The organism is Leeia speluncae (assembly GCF_020564625.1).
Classification (GTDB): Bacteria; Pseudomonadota; Gammaproteobacteria; order Burkholderiales; family Leeiaceae; genus Leeia; species Leeia speluncae.
Genome location: NZ_JAJBZT010000001.1, coordinates 317,330 through 331,746 on the forward strand (window position 1 = coordinate 317,330; position 14,417 = coordinate 331,746).

Genomic DNA, 14,417 nt, shown 5'->3' on the forward strand with positions numbered 1-14,417 from the left:
AGTGATCAACAAAACGTTATTTGCTTAAGCAAAAGTTATATCGACAAACAAAAATCAACAAGAAAGCCCGTGAGGACTTTACATGACAGATTTGCAACTGGTTTTGCTTGGTGTGGGCGCAATTGTCATCCTGCTAGTAGTGTTATACAACTGGTGGGATCAACAACGTTATAAAAAACGAGCACAGGCAGCGTTTGCCAGTTACCAACAAGATGTGCTGCTTGATCCATCCATGACCCCAATGGATGCAGATACTCGTATGGCTGGTGAAGACGACCTGCCAGATGATGACGCGCTGGCGACTGCACGCCGTCAAACGAGTACGAATGATGAAATGACGTATGGCCGTCCGACGATCAAAATCCAAGATGATCGCACCGAACCGGTAATCGCCAGAAAAGAACCTGTCATTCAGCCAAAAGTTGAACCAGCTAAGGCAGAAAATAATCTGTTTTCGCCTAATGCGGCTAGTGCGGCAGCACCAACGAATACACTAAAAACAGCGCGTGAAGTATTAACGTACCCAAGCCAGCAAGATGAAAAAGCGGACATGTTGCTAGAGGTACTCTCACATACTGCACTCGATGTCGATTTGATCCGCTCTTTGCATCGTCAGCTAAACCGAAGTGGAAAACGAATCTCATGGTTAGCTTTAATGAGTAGCGGTGAGTGGTATCCTCTTGATGTTGATGCAAACTTAGCCATTATGGGGCTAAAAATTGGTGTGCAAATGGCAGACCGTCGTGGTCCGCTAGATGAGCCTTCGCTTCGTCAAATGGTTGGCGCATTAGAGACATTTGCTGCTGAAACTGGCTCGGAGTTACGCTTGCCTTCGCTTGCCCATGTGTTGGCGAATGCACAAAAACTAGATACTTTCTGTGCAGATGTCGATGTAACAATCGGCCTGAATGTCTTTGCCGATAGCATGCCGTTTTCGATGATGACCTTGCGTGATCATATGGAACGTAATGGCCTAAGACTAATGGCAGACGGTGCATATCATATGGTGAACGATAAAGGGGTACACCTCTTTAGCGTCATTAACTTTGATAACTCTCCATTCCCTGCTCATCCAAGTCCAAAAGACACCAGTGAAGGCGTCACCTTCTTGTTTGATGTGCCCCGTGTGGCTGATGGTATCAATGTGTTTGGTTTGTTATCCGATTTGGCGTTTGAACTCAGTAGCCAATTAGGCGCAAGGCTAGTGGATGATAACCGTCGTCCGCTTACCGATCATGGTATTGCTAGCATTCGTCAGCAATTACGCGCCATTTATGGCACCATGAATCTGAAGGGTATTGAACCCGGCGGCCAAACAGCACTACGCTTATTCTCCTGATCTCCTCTTTTAGTTTCCTATCCCCATGACTCAAGCTGATTTGTTTGATACTCCACCGAGTGATTCTTCACCGGTGGAGGAAGTGGCTTTGCTAAAGCAAACGCTACAACGTTACGCCCATGCCTATTATGTGTTAGATGCGCCGCTGGTGCCTGATGCAGAGTATGACCGCCTATATCAGCAGCTTGAGCGTTTAGAAGCGGAATATCCCGAGCTAAAAACACCAGATTCTCCTACCCAGCGGGTGATAGGCACTGTGTTAGATGGTTTCCAACCAGTCAAGCATGTGATTCCGATGTTGAGTATTCGAACAGAAACCGATACAGAGGCAACCGGTGCGATTGCCTTTGATAATCGGATTCGAAAAGAGTTGGAATTAACCGATTTACTCTCGGAAGTCGAATACGCTGCAGAACTAAAATTTGATGGTTTAGCCATTAGCTTACGCTATGAAAATGGAGTGCTTGTGCAAGCAGCAACCCGTGGCGATGGCGAAACAGGCGAAAACGTTACCCATAACATCCGTACGATTGGACAAATACCGCTTAAGTTAATGGGCTCTGCGCCTACCGTACTAGAAGTGCGTGGCGAAGTGTATATGCGACGTGATGATTTTGAGGCATTAAACGAAAAACAACGCGAACAGCATGATAAAACGTTTGTTAATCCTCGGAATGCGGCGGCTGGTGCGGTTAGGCAGTTAGATTCTGGTATTGCAGCAACTCGTCCACTTAGTTTTTTTGCCTACGGCTTAGGTGAAACGGTAGATTGGGATGTGCCAACGACACATAGTGGCGTGCTAGATGCGCTAGCAGACTATGGCTTTCCGGTCTGCAAACATCGAGAAGTTGTACGCGGCGCCACTGGATTAGCCGAGTTTCATCAAAAAGTAGGGGCATTGCGCGACCAACTGCCATACGATATTGATGGCGTTGTCTACAAAGTCAATCGCCGAGATTTGCAAGCTAGGCTAGGATTTGTCTCACGTGAACCGCGTTGGGCTGTCGCTCATAAGTATCCCGCCCAAGAGCAAATGACTACCGTGCTCGCTATTGATGTTCAAGTAGGCCGTACAGGGAAACTCACTCCGGTTGCCAAATTGGAACCCGTTTTTGTGGGGGGAGTCACGGTTTCTAATGCCACGCTTCATAATGAAGAGGAAACCCAACGCAAAGACGTACGAGTAGGCGATACAGTCATCGTTCGCCGCGCAGGGGATGTGATTCCTGAAGTAGTATCCGTGGTGCTAGAAAAACGCCCTAGCCATGTGGGTGGCGTTTTTAAAATGGATGAGTGGCTGTACCATGCTTGTCCTGTTTGCGGTAGTGAAATTGCAAAAGAAGAAACAGAGGCAGACTGGCGCTGCACAGGGGGCTTATTTTGCTCTGCTCAGCGTAAACAAGCCTTACTTCACTTTGCACAACGTCGTGCAATGGATATCGAAGGTCTTGGCGATAAACTAGTCGATCAATTGGTAGAAGAGGGAATTATCCGGGTTCTGCCAGATCTATATAAATTAGGTATTTTGAAACTCAGTGCACTAGCGCGTATGGGTGAGAAAAGTGCTCAGAACTTAGTCGATGCCATCGAAAAGAGCAAACAGACCACGCTGCCAAGATTCCTCTTCTCGCTTGGTATTCGCCATGTAGGGGAAGCAACCGCTAAAGATTTGGCAAAGCATTTTGGCAATATCGATAGATTGATGGATGCTACGGAAGAAGAGCTGCTAAGTGTAAATGATGTAGGTCCTGTAGTGGCAAGTAGCATTCGCACCTTCTTTGCTCAATCACACAATAAAGAAGTGGTTGAGCAATTAAGAGTCGCAGGCGTCACTTGGCCGGAAAGCAATGGCCAAGATGACAACTCACCTAAGCCATTTGCAGGCAAAACGATTGTACTCACAGGTACACTGCCTACCCTTGGCAGAGATGATGCAAAAGCGCTTATTGAGAATGCTGGTGGCAAAGTAAGTGGTTCTGTTTCGAAGAAAACGTCGTTTGTCGTTGCTGGTGAGGCGGCTGGAAGTAAACTAGATAAAGCAAATGAATTAGGAGTGACAGTGATTGATGAGGCTGGTTTGCTTGCCTTGTTAGCCACGCCAGAGACTGAATAGCCGGCAAATCCATAGTGCTTCTGCTATGGTGAAAAGAGGAGCATGCTCCACAGAGATCCACAACAATAACGAGAGAAAAAGGACACGAACATGTTAGCGATTATTGGCGGAAGTGGGCTAAGTGAATTACCAAATGTCAGTATTACTCGTCGGCAAGTGGTTAGAACCCCTTATGGAGAACCATCGTGCGGGCTAACATTTGGCGAAATTAATGGACTAGAAGTCGTATTCTTAGCCCGTCACGGTTATGCCCATACATTGCAACCCCATGAAATTAACTACCGTGCCAATATCTGGGCGCTAGCCGAACAAAAAGTTTCTCGAATTATCGCCGTTGCTTCCGTTGGTGGTATTCGCACAGATCTCACGCCAGGCACGCTAGTTGTTCCTGATCAGTTGATCGACTATACCTACGGTCGATCTAACACCTATTTTGAAGGTGCGATGGAAACCATCCGCCATATCGATTTTACCGACCCATACAGTCCTGATGCCCGCGCCTGCATTTTGTTGGCAGCAAAAAGACAGAATATTACTGTTGTCGATGGCGGAACCTATGCATGTACTCAAGGGCCAAGACTGGAAACTGCCGCTGAGATTCGACGGTTAGAAGGCGATGGAGCAGATATGGTCGGCATGACAGGAATGCCAGAAGCCGTCTTGGCGCGAGAACTAGGTGTTCCGTACGCTAGCCTATGCTTGGTCGGAAACTATGCGGCAGGAAAAGGGAATAACCAACACCGGATCGATGTTTCTGCCGCTAGCCAAGTGTTATCAAGCAATATGGAAAAATTACTTTCGATTTTGGGTTCTATTTGTGCAGATGAGTTCTGCTCTCTTGGTGGTACCGCGCCAGCCGTAGAATAAATTAGGACGTGATATGCGATCAGGGCTTCTTCAATCGTTAGCCATATTTTTTACGCTAGCTGTTTGCTTAACATTATCAGCAAGAGATTTGCCCAAGTCAGATCCTGATCGCAAAGCCATCCTAGATGCAATTCGGTCTGAACCAGATGAAAAGATCGTTGTAAAAGATCTCTTTCGGGCAGGCGATTTTGCTTGGACGTGTACATTAAAAACTACTGACACCGGTGAGTATTACCGAACAGATGAATCCATTGAAGTCTATTTTTCAGTATTACTAAAGCAAAATGGTAAATGGTTAAATCAATCTGTTGGTGGTAGTTTTACCGAATCAGCGGCCAAAGTAGACTGTAGTTGGCCACAGGGGAAAATCGCATCTGGAAATGCCATCCCTCAATCCCAAGAGAATATTCAATCCATTTGGAAAAAAACATTACAAGCTGAATGGCTAGATGGGCTTCATTGGGGCAAGCTTCCCAAAATGACAGCGGAAATGCAATCACTCGCCAAATATGGATTGATTGAAGACATTTCTGCGGAAACGCCAAAAGAAGGGTTAGATCATACGCAGATTAGCATTATGCTAGATCGCTGTAAGAAGAATAGCAGTTGTATTACACAAACGAAGCAAGCTATCCAACAACTCGCCATCCTCCAAAAAGATAAAAGTGTCAGTTCCGTTATTTGGAATAACTGTAACTACGGACTTAGACTGTTTAATCCAATATTGATTGCGCAATGCGTTTCAAAACAATCAACCCGCCCAGAATGTAAGCCAGGGCAAATGGTTCTGAAACATCAAACGACGCTGTCTCAATGTATTGATGGCATTCATAAGCAATGTAAAGAAGATGTAAGAGATGCGCAGACAAGTAAGTTGGCTTGTTCTTGGTAAGAAACGTCCTCACATCTGTTTTGATAAATATCCTACTATTTATTCCAAATTAAAGGATGCTGTCCTAATTTTTTTGCAGCGGCGCTCACATAATCATTCCTAATTGTTGGATTGTAAACACGATTATCTGTTAATTCGCACCAAAAGAATTCAGAACTATTGTCCACAATACCTAATCGATTCTGGCTAAACATGTAGTCGACTAACTCATGGTCGATGGACTCGAATGGACTATACCTAATATCACCATGCATTACACTGATCATGTCAGGCGAACCATGAAAACAAAGAGGTGGTGGTTCTTTAAAATAGGTTACATAGTTCGAGGCATTTTCAAGAGCGTGCCAATAATTCTCTTGATTTTTTAATCCATGTTGTACCATGGGATGTGGATGTAGTGACATGGCAAACTTCACTAGTTCTTCGTTTGATGCAAAGTAGGGAAGTTTAGAATATTCGCTTGCAATTGACTGCATATCTACTCTTGGATGTCCACAAACGATGTAATCGTAAGGGTTCATCCTATCAATAGTATTCTTAAGCCCTAATCCGAAAATATGATCCGGTTGAGCAACTACAACAATTGACCCGTCTTCATAAGAGCGAATAATTGATTCTTCAACAGGGATATTTAAATATTTTTTACTAGTAGAGTCTGCATTGTTTAAGATTTTTGTGTCTACCTCTATTTCAATACCTAAAGATGCATAGGTTTTAAGCGCATTTTGAAGGTGGGGATAGTCAGCGTCTTTGCAATAAACAAAATGGCAAACTCTTCTTTCATTTTGAATGGTTGGAATGTTTGCCTTATTCATTAAGCTAGGAAGGAGATATTTTTCAAATAAATTGCAGTAGTTTTTTCCATAAAAGAAAGAAATTAAATGAATCTCTCTTCCAAACTTCTCTTGTGTAGGTAAAAAAATTTGAAAATTGCGTAGATTTGTTTTTATGTTCCATTTAGATGGAATGTTTTTAAACCCATTCTTATATATGTGACTTCCTGAGAATATAAAACCTTCATCTAGAGTAATGTCTAGAATTACTTCGCTATTTAAACTAAGTATCAGTGAATGTTGCTTACGTTCAATTTTGAGATTGTACTCGACAGAATATTTTAAAATATGTGAACACGCTAATTGTTCTAAATGACACCAAGTTGTTCCGTCCCCAATCCAGAAAGCTAACTCTAAATTTTCGTTTACACCAATGCACCAAGTAAAATCTAGACCTCCAGTGAGAATATAAGCATGATTACTAAGCTGAAAATTAGCGTTTTCAATCAAGAAGGTTGCTTCAATCAGAAAGTCATTTGAACTAGGTGCAAAATATTCACTCATTGAAAGAGTTCTTTCTTGTAATCTGGTATTCTCAGAAAGATAGCAAATCTTCAATAGATATAAAAGTCTTGAAATCTTTCACAAGCTTGAGATGATTGTTACGACTGTTTTCAGTCATTTGTTCAAGTTATACTTGATTTTGCCGATACTAGAACAGGGTCTTTGCTTAGTTTGAAATGGAAGAAAGGAAATTCATGAGAGTGCTGGTTACAGGTGGGGCGGGGTTTATAGGAAGTCATCTCACTGAATTGCTTGTCGCCAATGGGCATCATGTAACCGTGATAGACGATCTCTCATGCGGGAAACGGGAAAATATTCTGCATCTTTTATCAACTGGTTTGGTTGATTTTCATCATCTAGATATTCGTCAAAAAGAAGCGATTTTTCCACTATTTCAAGAAGTTGACTGGGTTTTTCATCTCGCAGGAAAAGCTGATATTGTCCCTTCAATCGAGCAGCCTGAAGATTACTATTCAGTTAATGTAACTGGGACATTTAATGTGTTGCAGGCGGCAAGAGCTGCCGGGGTTAAAAGATTCGTTTATGCCGCATCATCGTCGTGTTACGGACTTGCGACTAAGTTTCCAACTCCAGAGACTGCACCTATTCAGCCGCAATACCCATATGCTTTAACCAAAGAAATGGGAGAAGAGCTGGTCCTTCATTGGTCAAAGGTCTATCAATTGCCATGTGTTTCACTCAGGCTCTTTAATGTATATGGTCCAAGAGCAAGAACATCTGGAGCATACGGTGCCGTATTTGGCGTGTTCCTCGCCCAGTTAAGTCAAGGTCTTCCTTTAACTGTGGTTGGTGACGGTTCTCAAACACGTGACTTCACGTTTGTTGCTGATGTGGCAAATGCTTTCTTCACTGCAGCAAAATCCGATATTTCAGGTGAAATTATGAACGTGGGTAGTGGTGGTCATTATTCAGTGAATTACTTAGTGCAATTGTTAGGCGCTGAATATTGCTACATCCCTAAGAGACCAGGTGAGCCAGATTGCACGTTTGCCGATACGACTAAAATTTCTCAACTTCTCGGCTGGAAGCCAAAGGTTTCTTTTGAACAGGGGGTAGAGATTATGAAAACCTGTGCAAAAGACTGGCAAGACGCACCTCTCTGGACGCCAGATTCAATCTCTCAGGCGACTGCAAGTTGGTTTAAGTATCTTGGAGATTAGCATGATCAATTCAACGCTTCAGGAGGCGCTCGCTTCCTTTTCCAATGTGATTGAACGGGTTGCTTTTTCAGATGCAGCAGGCGAGTCAATTTCTGAATCACATACGTTTTCTCAACTTCGAGAACTGTTTTCGAAAGTCAAACAAGAGCGTAAAACGATATACTTTATTGGAAATGGCGGCAGTGCGGCTATCGTTGCCCATGTTCAGAATGACTTAGTGAATAAATGCAAGCTAAAGTGTCATGTACTGCAAGATGCTTCACTATTAACCTGTATGAGTAATGACTACGGATATCAGGTTGCTTATTCAACTATTTTGGATACATGCTTTGATGAGGGCGATGTTCTTGTCGCCGTGAGTAGTTCAGGCAACTCTGCAAATATGCTTGAAGCAAGTAAAGTGGTAAAACATAAAAAAGGATTTTTGCTTACCTTAACCGGGTTTTCTGAAGATAATCATTTAAGAAAATTGGGCAATATCAATATTTGGTTACCTTCAAAAGACTACGGTGAAGTAGAGGTCGGACATCAGTTTATTCTTCATCTTTTAACTGATCGACTAGCATTAGAACTAAATTAACTAACCGAGGTAAAGTGATGTCAAAAGAAAAAATTATCACCTTGGATGAAATTTCTGCACTCCTAGCTGCTCCTGAATTTGTTGGTAAAAAAATTATCCACTGCCATGGCACATTTGACCTAATGCATGCCGGGCACATTAGACATTTGCAAAAGGCAAAGTCTTTAGGTGACGTTTTGGTTGTCACCGTCACGTCAGATCGTTATGTGAGAAAAGGTCCTGGTCGTCCTGTATTTAGCCAGCAACTTCGAGCTGAGTATTTATCTGCTCTTGCCGCTGTTGATTATGTCTGTATTAGTGATTATGAAACTGCGAATGCTGCGATTGAAAGTGTAAAGCCTTCTTTATATGTAAAAGGCAGTGACTACGTCGATGAGTCAAAAGATGTTACCGGAAACATTAGTAAAGAAATTGATGCGGTTCGACAGTTTGGTGGTGATGTTTACTTTACCGATGAAATTACTTTTAGCTCTACCAAACTATTAAATGAGCATTTTGACGTGTTTTCTCTGGAAACACGTGAGTTTCTAAATAGTTTTAAAGAGAAGTGCAACTTATCGGACTTTTTAAATAACATTAAGCGATTGAAGTCACTAAACGTATTAGTCATTGGTGATGCAATACTTGATGAATATCATTATGTGTCTGTACTGGGGCAAACGGGCAAAGGGAATACACTCGCTGTTAAATATGGTTCTGAAGAACAGTTTTTAGGTGGATCAATTGCAGTTGCAAAACATGTGGCAGGTTTTGCTGGAAACGTAACGCTACTAGCAGCATTAGGCAATGAAGCCGGTACGGCTGAAAAGATTCAACATAAGCTTCCAGAGAATATAACGACAAAATTTGTTCACTATAAGTCAGCGCAAACACTACTTAAACGTCGTTTTGTTGATCAAGAGATGCAAAGGCTTTTTGAAGTTTATTATGGCGGAGAAGAGTCAGACAGAGAGTTGTTAGATGCTGAGTTAAATACTTGGATTACTGCGCATGCAGCTGAATTTGATGTGGTCATTGTTCCCGATTTTGGTAATGGAATGATCTCAAAATCCGTAGCAGAAACCATCTCTAAAGAATCTAAATTCTTAGCCGTCAACACGCAAATTAATAGCGGAAATCGCGGCTACCATGTCATTACACGTTATCCGCACGCAGATTTTCTTTGTTTAAATGAGCCGGAAGCTAGGCTTGCTGCACATGATAAGCAGTCTGCAATCGAAGAAATTGCAGAAGAGCTTCGGACAAGACTAAATGGAAAGTCGATTGCCATTACTCGTGGCGTAAAAGGTGCGTTGTTGGTTGATAAAGATGCGGCGTGGTCTGTTCCTGCGCTTTCATCGAAAGTGATTGATCGAGTGGGTGCTGGCGATGCCTTTCTTTCTGTTGCTGCCTTGGCAGCATTTGCTGAATTCTCCCCTGAAGAGGTGATTTTGGCTGGCAGTATCGCTGCTGCACTCGATGTACAGATTGTATGTAACAGGGAATCTGTGGATCCTGTATTGTTCGCAAAATATGCGACCACGTTATTGAAGTGATGAGATAAATGGACAAATTCCTGATTGATAGTCACAAGCTGATTTATCACCCACGCCGTGTCGCAGATCTGACGGAGTCAATTAATAATTGGGAACTTGCCAAATCGGTATATCCCATTTACTTAGAAATGTCTCCTGTTGGCGCCTGTAATCATCGCTGTACATTTTGTGCCGTAGATTACATCGGTTATAAAGCGGTGATGTTAGATGCCGATTTGTTAGCCACGCGTCTGCAAGAGATGGGACAGTTAGGTGTAAAAAGTATTATGTATGCGGGCGAAGGTGAGCCACTTTTACATAAAAAGATCAACAAGATTGTTGCGGATACCAAGGCGGCAGGCATTGACGTTTCTTTTACGACAAACGGCGTGCTTCTAAATCAGAAGTTCGTTGAGGAGTCTCTCGATAAGGTTTCGTGGATCAAAGTATCTCTGAACGCGGGTTCAGCAGAGTCATATGAGAAAATCCATCGAACCAAAGCATCTGACTTTGATAAAGTCATTCAAAACTTGCGCAAAGCGACAGAATATAAGCAACAGCATCATATCAACTGCACCATAGGGGTGCAGTCATTACTGTTACCAGAAAATAGTCATGAAATGGTTACTTTGGCAAAAATCTGCCGTGATGAAATTGGTGCAGACTATTTGGTGATTAAACCATACTCACAGCACATGTATAGCGAAACACGCATGTATGAAGGGATCGATTACAACCCGTACTTGCAGATGTCAGAAGAATTAAAAGCAATTTCTAATGAATCATTCCAGGTGATTTTTAGAACTCACACGATAGAAAAGTATCTGGAATCATCTGAATCACGTTACAAAAAGTGTTATGCAACGCCATATCTTTGGGGATATGTGATGGCAGATGGCCGTGTGTACGGTTGCAGTGCTTACTTGTTGGATGACAAATTTGAATATGGAAATTTAAACGAGAAGACCTTCAAAGAAATCTGGGAAGGTGAAAAGCGCAAGGCAAATTTTGCGTATATCCAAAATGAACTGGATATTAGCAACTGTCGTAGAAATTGTCGTATGGATGAGGTGAATCGTTATTTAGATAAATTGGTTCATCAAAATATCCCTCATATTAATTTCATTTAAGTGATAGTTTAGTATGCTGGCATTCAACGTCACAGATAACTTGCTAAGGCGAATGCTTTTTATTCGTCTTCTAGAGCAAAGAATTGCAAAAAAATACCCAGAGCAGAAAATGCGATGCCCTGTGCATCTATCTATCGGCCAAGAGGCTGCTGCAGTTGGAATTTGCTCTGCACTTGAAGTAACAGATCAAGCAGTGAGTACCCATCGCTCCCATGCTCATTACTTGGCCAAAGGAGGAGATCCTAGGGCGTTTATTGCCGAGTTATTTGGCAAGGTTACTGGTTGTGCCAAAGGTCGAGGAGGGTCAATGCATTTAATTGATCGCTCGGTTGGCTTTCTGGCCAGTACCGCGATTGTTGGGAATAGCATTCCAGTTGGTGTTGGGATGGCCCTTTCTCAGTCGATGCAGCCCAGTAACACTGCATTGACGACAGTATTCCTGGGGGATGGAGCGCTAGAAGAAGGTGTTTTCTACGAGGCGGCGAACTTTGCGCTTGTCAGAAACCTACCTGTATTGTTTGCTTGTGAGAATAACCTTTATTCCGTTTACGCAGGTTTAGAAAAGCGCCAGCCAGTAGGACGAACAATTCAGCAATTAGTAGAAGGCATTGGCCTTACTTATATGTATGCTGATGGCAACAACGTAACAGAGGTATCTAGTATTGCAGCAAAGGCAGTAGCTCATATTAGAGCAGGCAATGGTCCTGTATTTATAGAAATGCCTACTTATAGGTGGTTAGAGCATTGCGGCCCTTTTGATGACGATCACCTAGGGTATCGTCCCAAAGGTGAGTTAGCAGATTGGATGCAAAAAGATCCAATTACGCTTGAAATTAAGCAATCAGGTATTTCTGAGTCTGAGCTTAATAAGCTAACTTTAGAACTGTCGAGATTGGTCGATAATATATTTGAAACGGCTGAATCAGACCCCTTTCCTGATGCTGCCACCGTGTTTGATGGCGTATATAGCGACGCCCTAGTCAAGGAGGCACGATGACTAGGGAGATGATAAATAGTGCCGAAGCAATCAATGAAGCCATGCATATTGCAATGGACCTAGATGCGTCGGTCATTGCATATGGCTTAGGCATTGATGACCCCAAAACCATTTTCGGTACAACCAAAGGTTTAAAAGAGCGCTTTGGACCTAATCGAGTATTCGATACACCAACGTCGGAAAATGCCATGACAGGTATTGGTGTTGGTGCCGCATTAGGTGGACTAAAGCCCGTGATGTGCCATCAGCGTTTAGATTTTTTTCTATTGGCATTAGATCAGTTAGTAAACAATGCGGCAAAATGGCATTACACCTTCGGCAGTGGAAACAATGTTCCAATTACGATTCGATTAATTTTAGGTCGTGGTTGGGGGCAGGGGCCCACGCATTCTCAAAACTTACAAGCATGGTTTGCCCATATTCCAGGCTTAAAAGTGGTGATGCCATCGAATCCCATTGATGCAAAGGGATTACTGCTCAGCGCTATTTTTGATCCGGATCCAGTTATTTTCCTAGAGCATAGATGGATACATCATGCATTAGGTGATGTGCCAGAAGGCGATATTAGAACGCCAATTGGTAAGGCAAGAGTTGCACGTGCAGGGAGTGCGATTACTATTGTCGCTATGTCTTATTTAGTGGCGGAGGCACATCATGCATGTGCCGCCTTATCTAAAATTGGAATTGAGTGCGAATTGATCGATTTAGTTTCGATTAAACCACTAGATGTTGAAACAATCAGATGTTCACTTGAAAAAACTGGACGGCTACTTGTCTTGGATACAGGTCCTGAGATGTGCTCCGTCTCCAGTGAAATCATTGCGCATTTTGCGATGAACCACTTGAGTTTGTTAAAAGTATCTCCGCAGCGATTAGCTTCTCCTGATTGCCCAGAACCAACGAGTTATGGGCTAAGTAAGGCATTCTATATCGATGCAAAGAAAATTATGTCGAAAGTATGTGACGTGCTAAAGGTAGCAGAAGCACCGTATCACTTACTTCCAGCTGAGCGGCCATATCATGATGTTCCAGGCGACTGGTTTACTGGGCCATTTTAAGTAAAGGAACCAAAATGAGTGACAACGAAAAAGATAAACAAATGAACCGTTTTGGTCATGAAGCTAAGACAATGATTCCAGATGATGCCCCGCTAGCAAGGAATCCTGGTCATAAACTACGTACCTCAAATGTCATTGTTAACCGCAAGGCGTTAACAGATGAACAAGCACTTTTAGATAGTTATAAGCTAGATAAGCCTACAGGGCAAAAAATTCAGTTTTATAGTGAAGGAAACCAAACAGGTGTAATCAGGCTCGGAGAAGTTGAAGAGCATGATGTACCCAATCAATTTACTGGGCCTAGCTACAGAAACCCACCTCAGCGCTTTCGATTTGATGGTCACAAAATGATGCATCATCTAGATCGAATTCAAGCTTGGCAAAATGGTGAGCGTTTTGCTCCTATCCATATTGATATGGGATTAACCAAGTTTTGTAATACCGCCTGTATTTATTGTTACGCGGTCGTCCAAAACATGACCAAAGGTACAATGATTGGGCGTGATGCATTATTAAACTACATTCGTGATTGCGGCAAATTAGGGGTGCGGTCATTAGGCTTTATTGGTGATGGAGAGCCAACACTCAACCCTGCTTTATATGATGCAACAGTGTTAGCGGCAGAGGTGGGGGTAGATACATCGATGGCAACTAACGGTTTGCTAATCGATATGGACCGTGCACATGATCTACTCAAAAATATGAGCTGGATCCGATTCAATCTTTCTGCAGGAACCAGAGAGGGCTTTCGTCGTGTCCATCAATCTAAAGAAGAGAATTTCGATCTATTAGTAGAGAAGATCAAAGCACTTGTAAAAATCAAAAAAGAATATGGTTATAAATGTACATTAGGGCTTCAGATGGTGTTAGTGCCAGAATGCTTTGATGAGGTGATTCCAGAGGCTAAGCTGGGTGCCGAACTAGGGGTTGATTACTTTGTGATCAAACACTGTTCAGATTCCGAGTATAAAGAAATCGGTATCAATTATGATGAATATCTCAAAGTTGGTGATATTTTGAAAGAAGCAGAGTCTTATTCTAATGATAGCTATGTTGTCCAAGCTAAATGGAATAAGATCAATGCAGCTAGCGAATCTTCTTTATATAAGAATGGTTTTAGAAAGTACGATGTCTGCCATGGCACACCATTTCTATTGCAAATTTCGGGGAACGGTAAAGTTTATCCTTGCGGTCCATTCTTTAATAAAGAACGTTTCTACATTGGTGATTTGCATGAAACCTCATTCTTTGACATGGTGATGAGTGATCGATACTGGGCTGTGCACCAAGACATTGCAAATTCAGTTGATGTGCATAAGGATTGTGCTATTGGTTGTCGCCAAGATTATGTGAACAAGTTTTTGTGGGATCTGAAAAATCCTCCTGAGCATATCAATTTTATCTAAAAG

At 42.6% G+C, this 14,417-nt stretch carries 12 protein-coding genes; 11 read left to right on the plus strand and 1 reads right to left on the minus strand.

The annotated features are described in order from the left end of the window. Positions 1-82 precede the first annotated feature (82 nt). From LIN78_RS01465 to LIN78_RS01480, 4 genes are all read left to right on the plus strand, one after another. Positions 83-1,339 carry a cell division protein ZipA C-terminal FtsZ-binding domain-containing protein gene (locus LIN78_RS01465; protein ID WP_227177755.1) on the plus strand — a complete coding sequence of 419 codons (1,257 nt, stop codon included), beginning with the start codon at positions 83-85 and terminating at the stop codon, positions 1,337-1,339. 25 nt (positions 1,340-1,364) lie between these two features. Next, positions 1,365-3,452, plus strand: coding sequence for an NAD-dependent DNA ligase LigA (ligA, locus tag LIN78_RS01470; RefSeq protein WP_227177756.1), 2,088 nt, complete (start codon positions 1,365-1,367; stop codon positions 3,450-3,452). A gap of 90 nt (positions 3,453-3,542) precedes the next feature. Further along, positions 3,543-4,319, plus strand: coding sequence for an S-methyl-5'-thioinosine phosphorylase (locus LIN78_RS01475; RefSeq protein ID WP_227177758.1), 777 nt, complete (start codon positions 3,543-3,545; stop codon positions 4,317-4,319). Positions 4,320-4,332: 13 nt separating this feature from the next. Next, the gene (locus LIN78_RS01480; RefSeq protein ID WP_227177760.1) at positions 4,333-5,211 is read left to right on the plus strand and encodes a hypothetical protein; all 879 of its coding nucleotides are present in this window, start codon (positions 4,333-4,335) and stop codon (positions 5,209-5,211) included. A 35-nt stretch (positions 5,212-5,246) separates the two neighbouring features. Here the strand turns inward: LIN78_RS01480 and LIN78_RS01485 are convergent, their stop codons facing one another. Continuing rightward, positions 5,247-6,548: a hypothetical protein gene (locus LIN78_RS01485; protein ID WP_227177762.1), complete on the minus strand. Its 1,302-nt coding sequence runs from the start codon at positions 6,546-6,548 to the stop codon at positions 5,247-5,249. Between the two features lie 194 nt (positions 6,549-6,742). Here LIN78_RS01485 and LIN78_RS01490 point away from each other — a divergent pair, with 194 nt between their 5' ends. Genes LIN78_RS01490 through LIN78_RS01520 form a run of 7 tightly spaced genes read left to right on the plus strand, consistent with a single transcriptional unit; the run spans position 6,743 to position 14,414 of the window. Next, positions 6,743-7,729, plus strand: a complete 987-nt coding sequence (locus tag LIN78_RS01490; RefSeq protein ID WP_227177764.1) for an SDR family oxidoreductase — start codon at positions 6,743-6,745, stop codon at positions 7,727-7,729. Position 7,730: 1 nt separating this feature from the next. Further along, entirely contained in the window at positions 7,731-8,309 is a 579-nt protein-coding gene (locus LIN78_RS01495) for an SIS domain-containing protein (protein ID WP_227177766.1), read from the plus strand. Positions 8,310-8,326: 17 nt separating this feature from the next. Further along, positions 8,327-9,844: a PfkB family carbohydrate kinase gene (locus LIN78_RS01500; RefSeq protein WP_227177768.1), complete on the plus strand. Its 1,518-nt coding sequence runs from the start codon at positions 8,327-8,329 to the stop codon at positions 9,842-9,844. A gap of 8 nt (positions 9,845-9,852) precedes the next feature. Then, positions 9,853-10,953, plus strand: a complete 1,101-nt coding sequence (locus LIN78_RS01505; protein WP_227177770.1) for a radical SAM protein — start codon at positions 9,853-9,855, stop codon at positions 10,951-10,953. 52 nt (positions 10,954-11,005) lie between these two features. Further along, entirely contained in the window at positions 11,006-11,950 is a 945-nt protein-coding gene (locus tag LIN78_RS01510) for a thiamine pyrophosphate-dependent dehydrogenase E1 component subunit alpha (RefSeq protein WP_227177772.1), read from the plus strand. Beyond that, complete coding sequence (locus LIN78_RS01515) at positions 11,947-13,008, plus strand: alpha-ketoacid dehydrogenase subunit beta (protein ID WP_227177774.1); 1,062 nt, start codon at positions 11,947-11,949, stop codon at positions 13,006-13,008. Before LIN78_RS01510 ends, LIN78_RS01515 begins: the two co-directional genes overlap by 4 nt. 14 nt (positions 13,009-13,022) lie before the next feature. Then, positions 13,023-14,414, plus strand: coding sequence for a radical SAM protein (locus LIN78_RS01520; RefSeq protein ID WP_227177776.1), 1,392 nt, complete (start codon positions 13,023-13,025; stop codon positions 14,412-14,414). Positions 14,415-14,417: the final 3 nt, after the last annotated feature.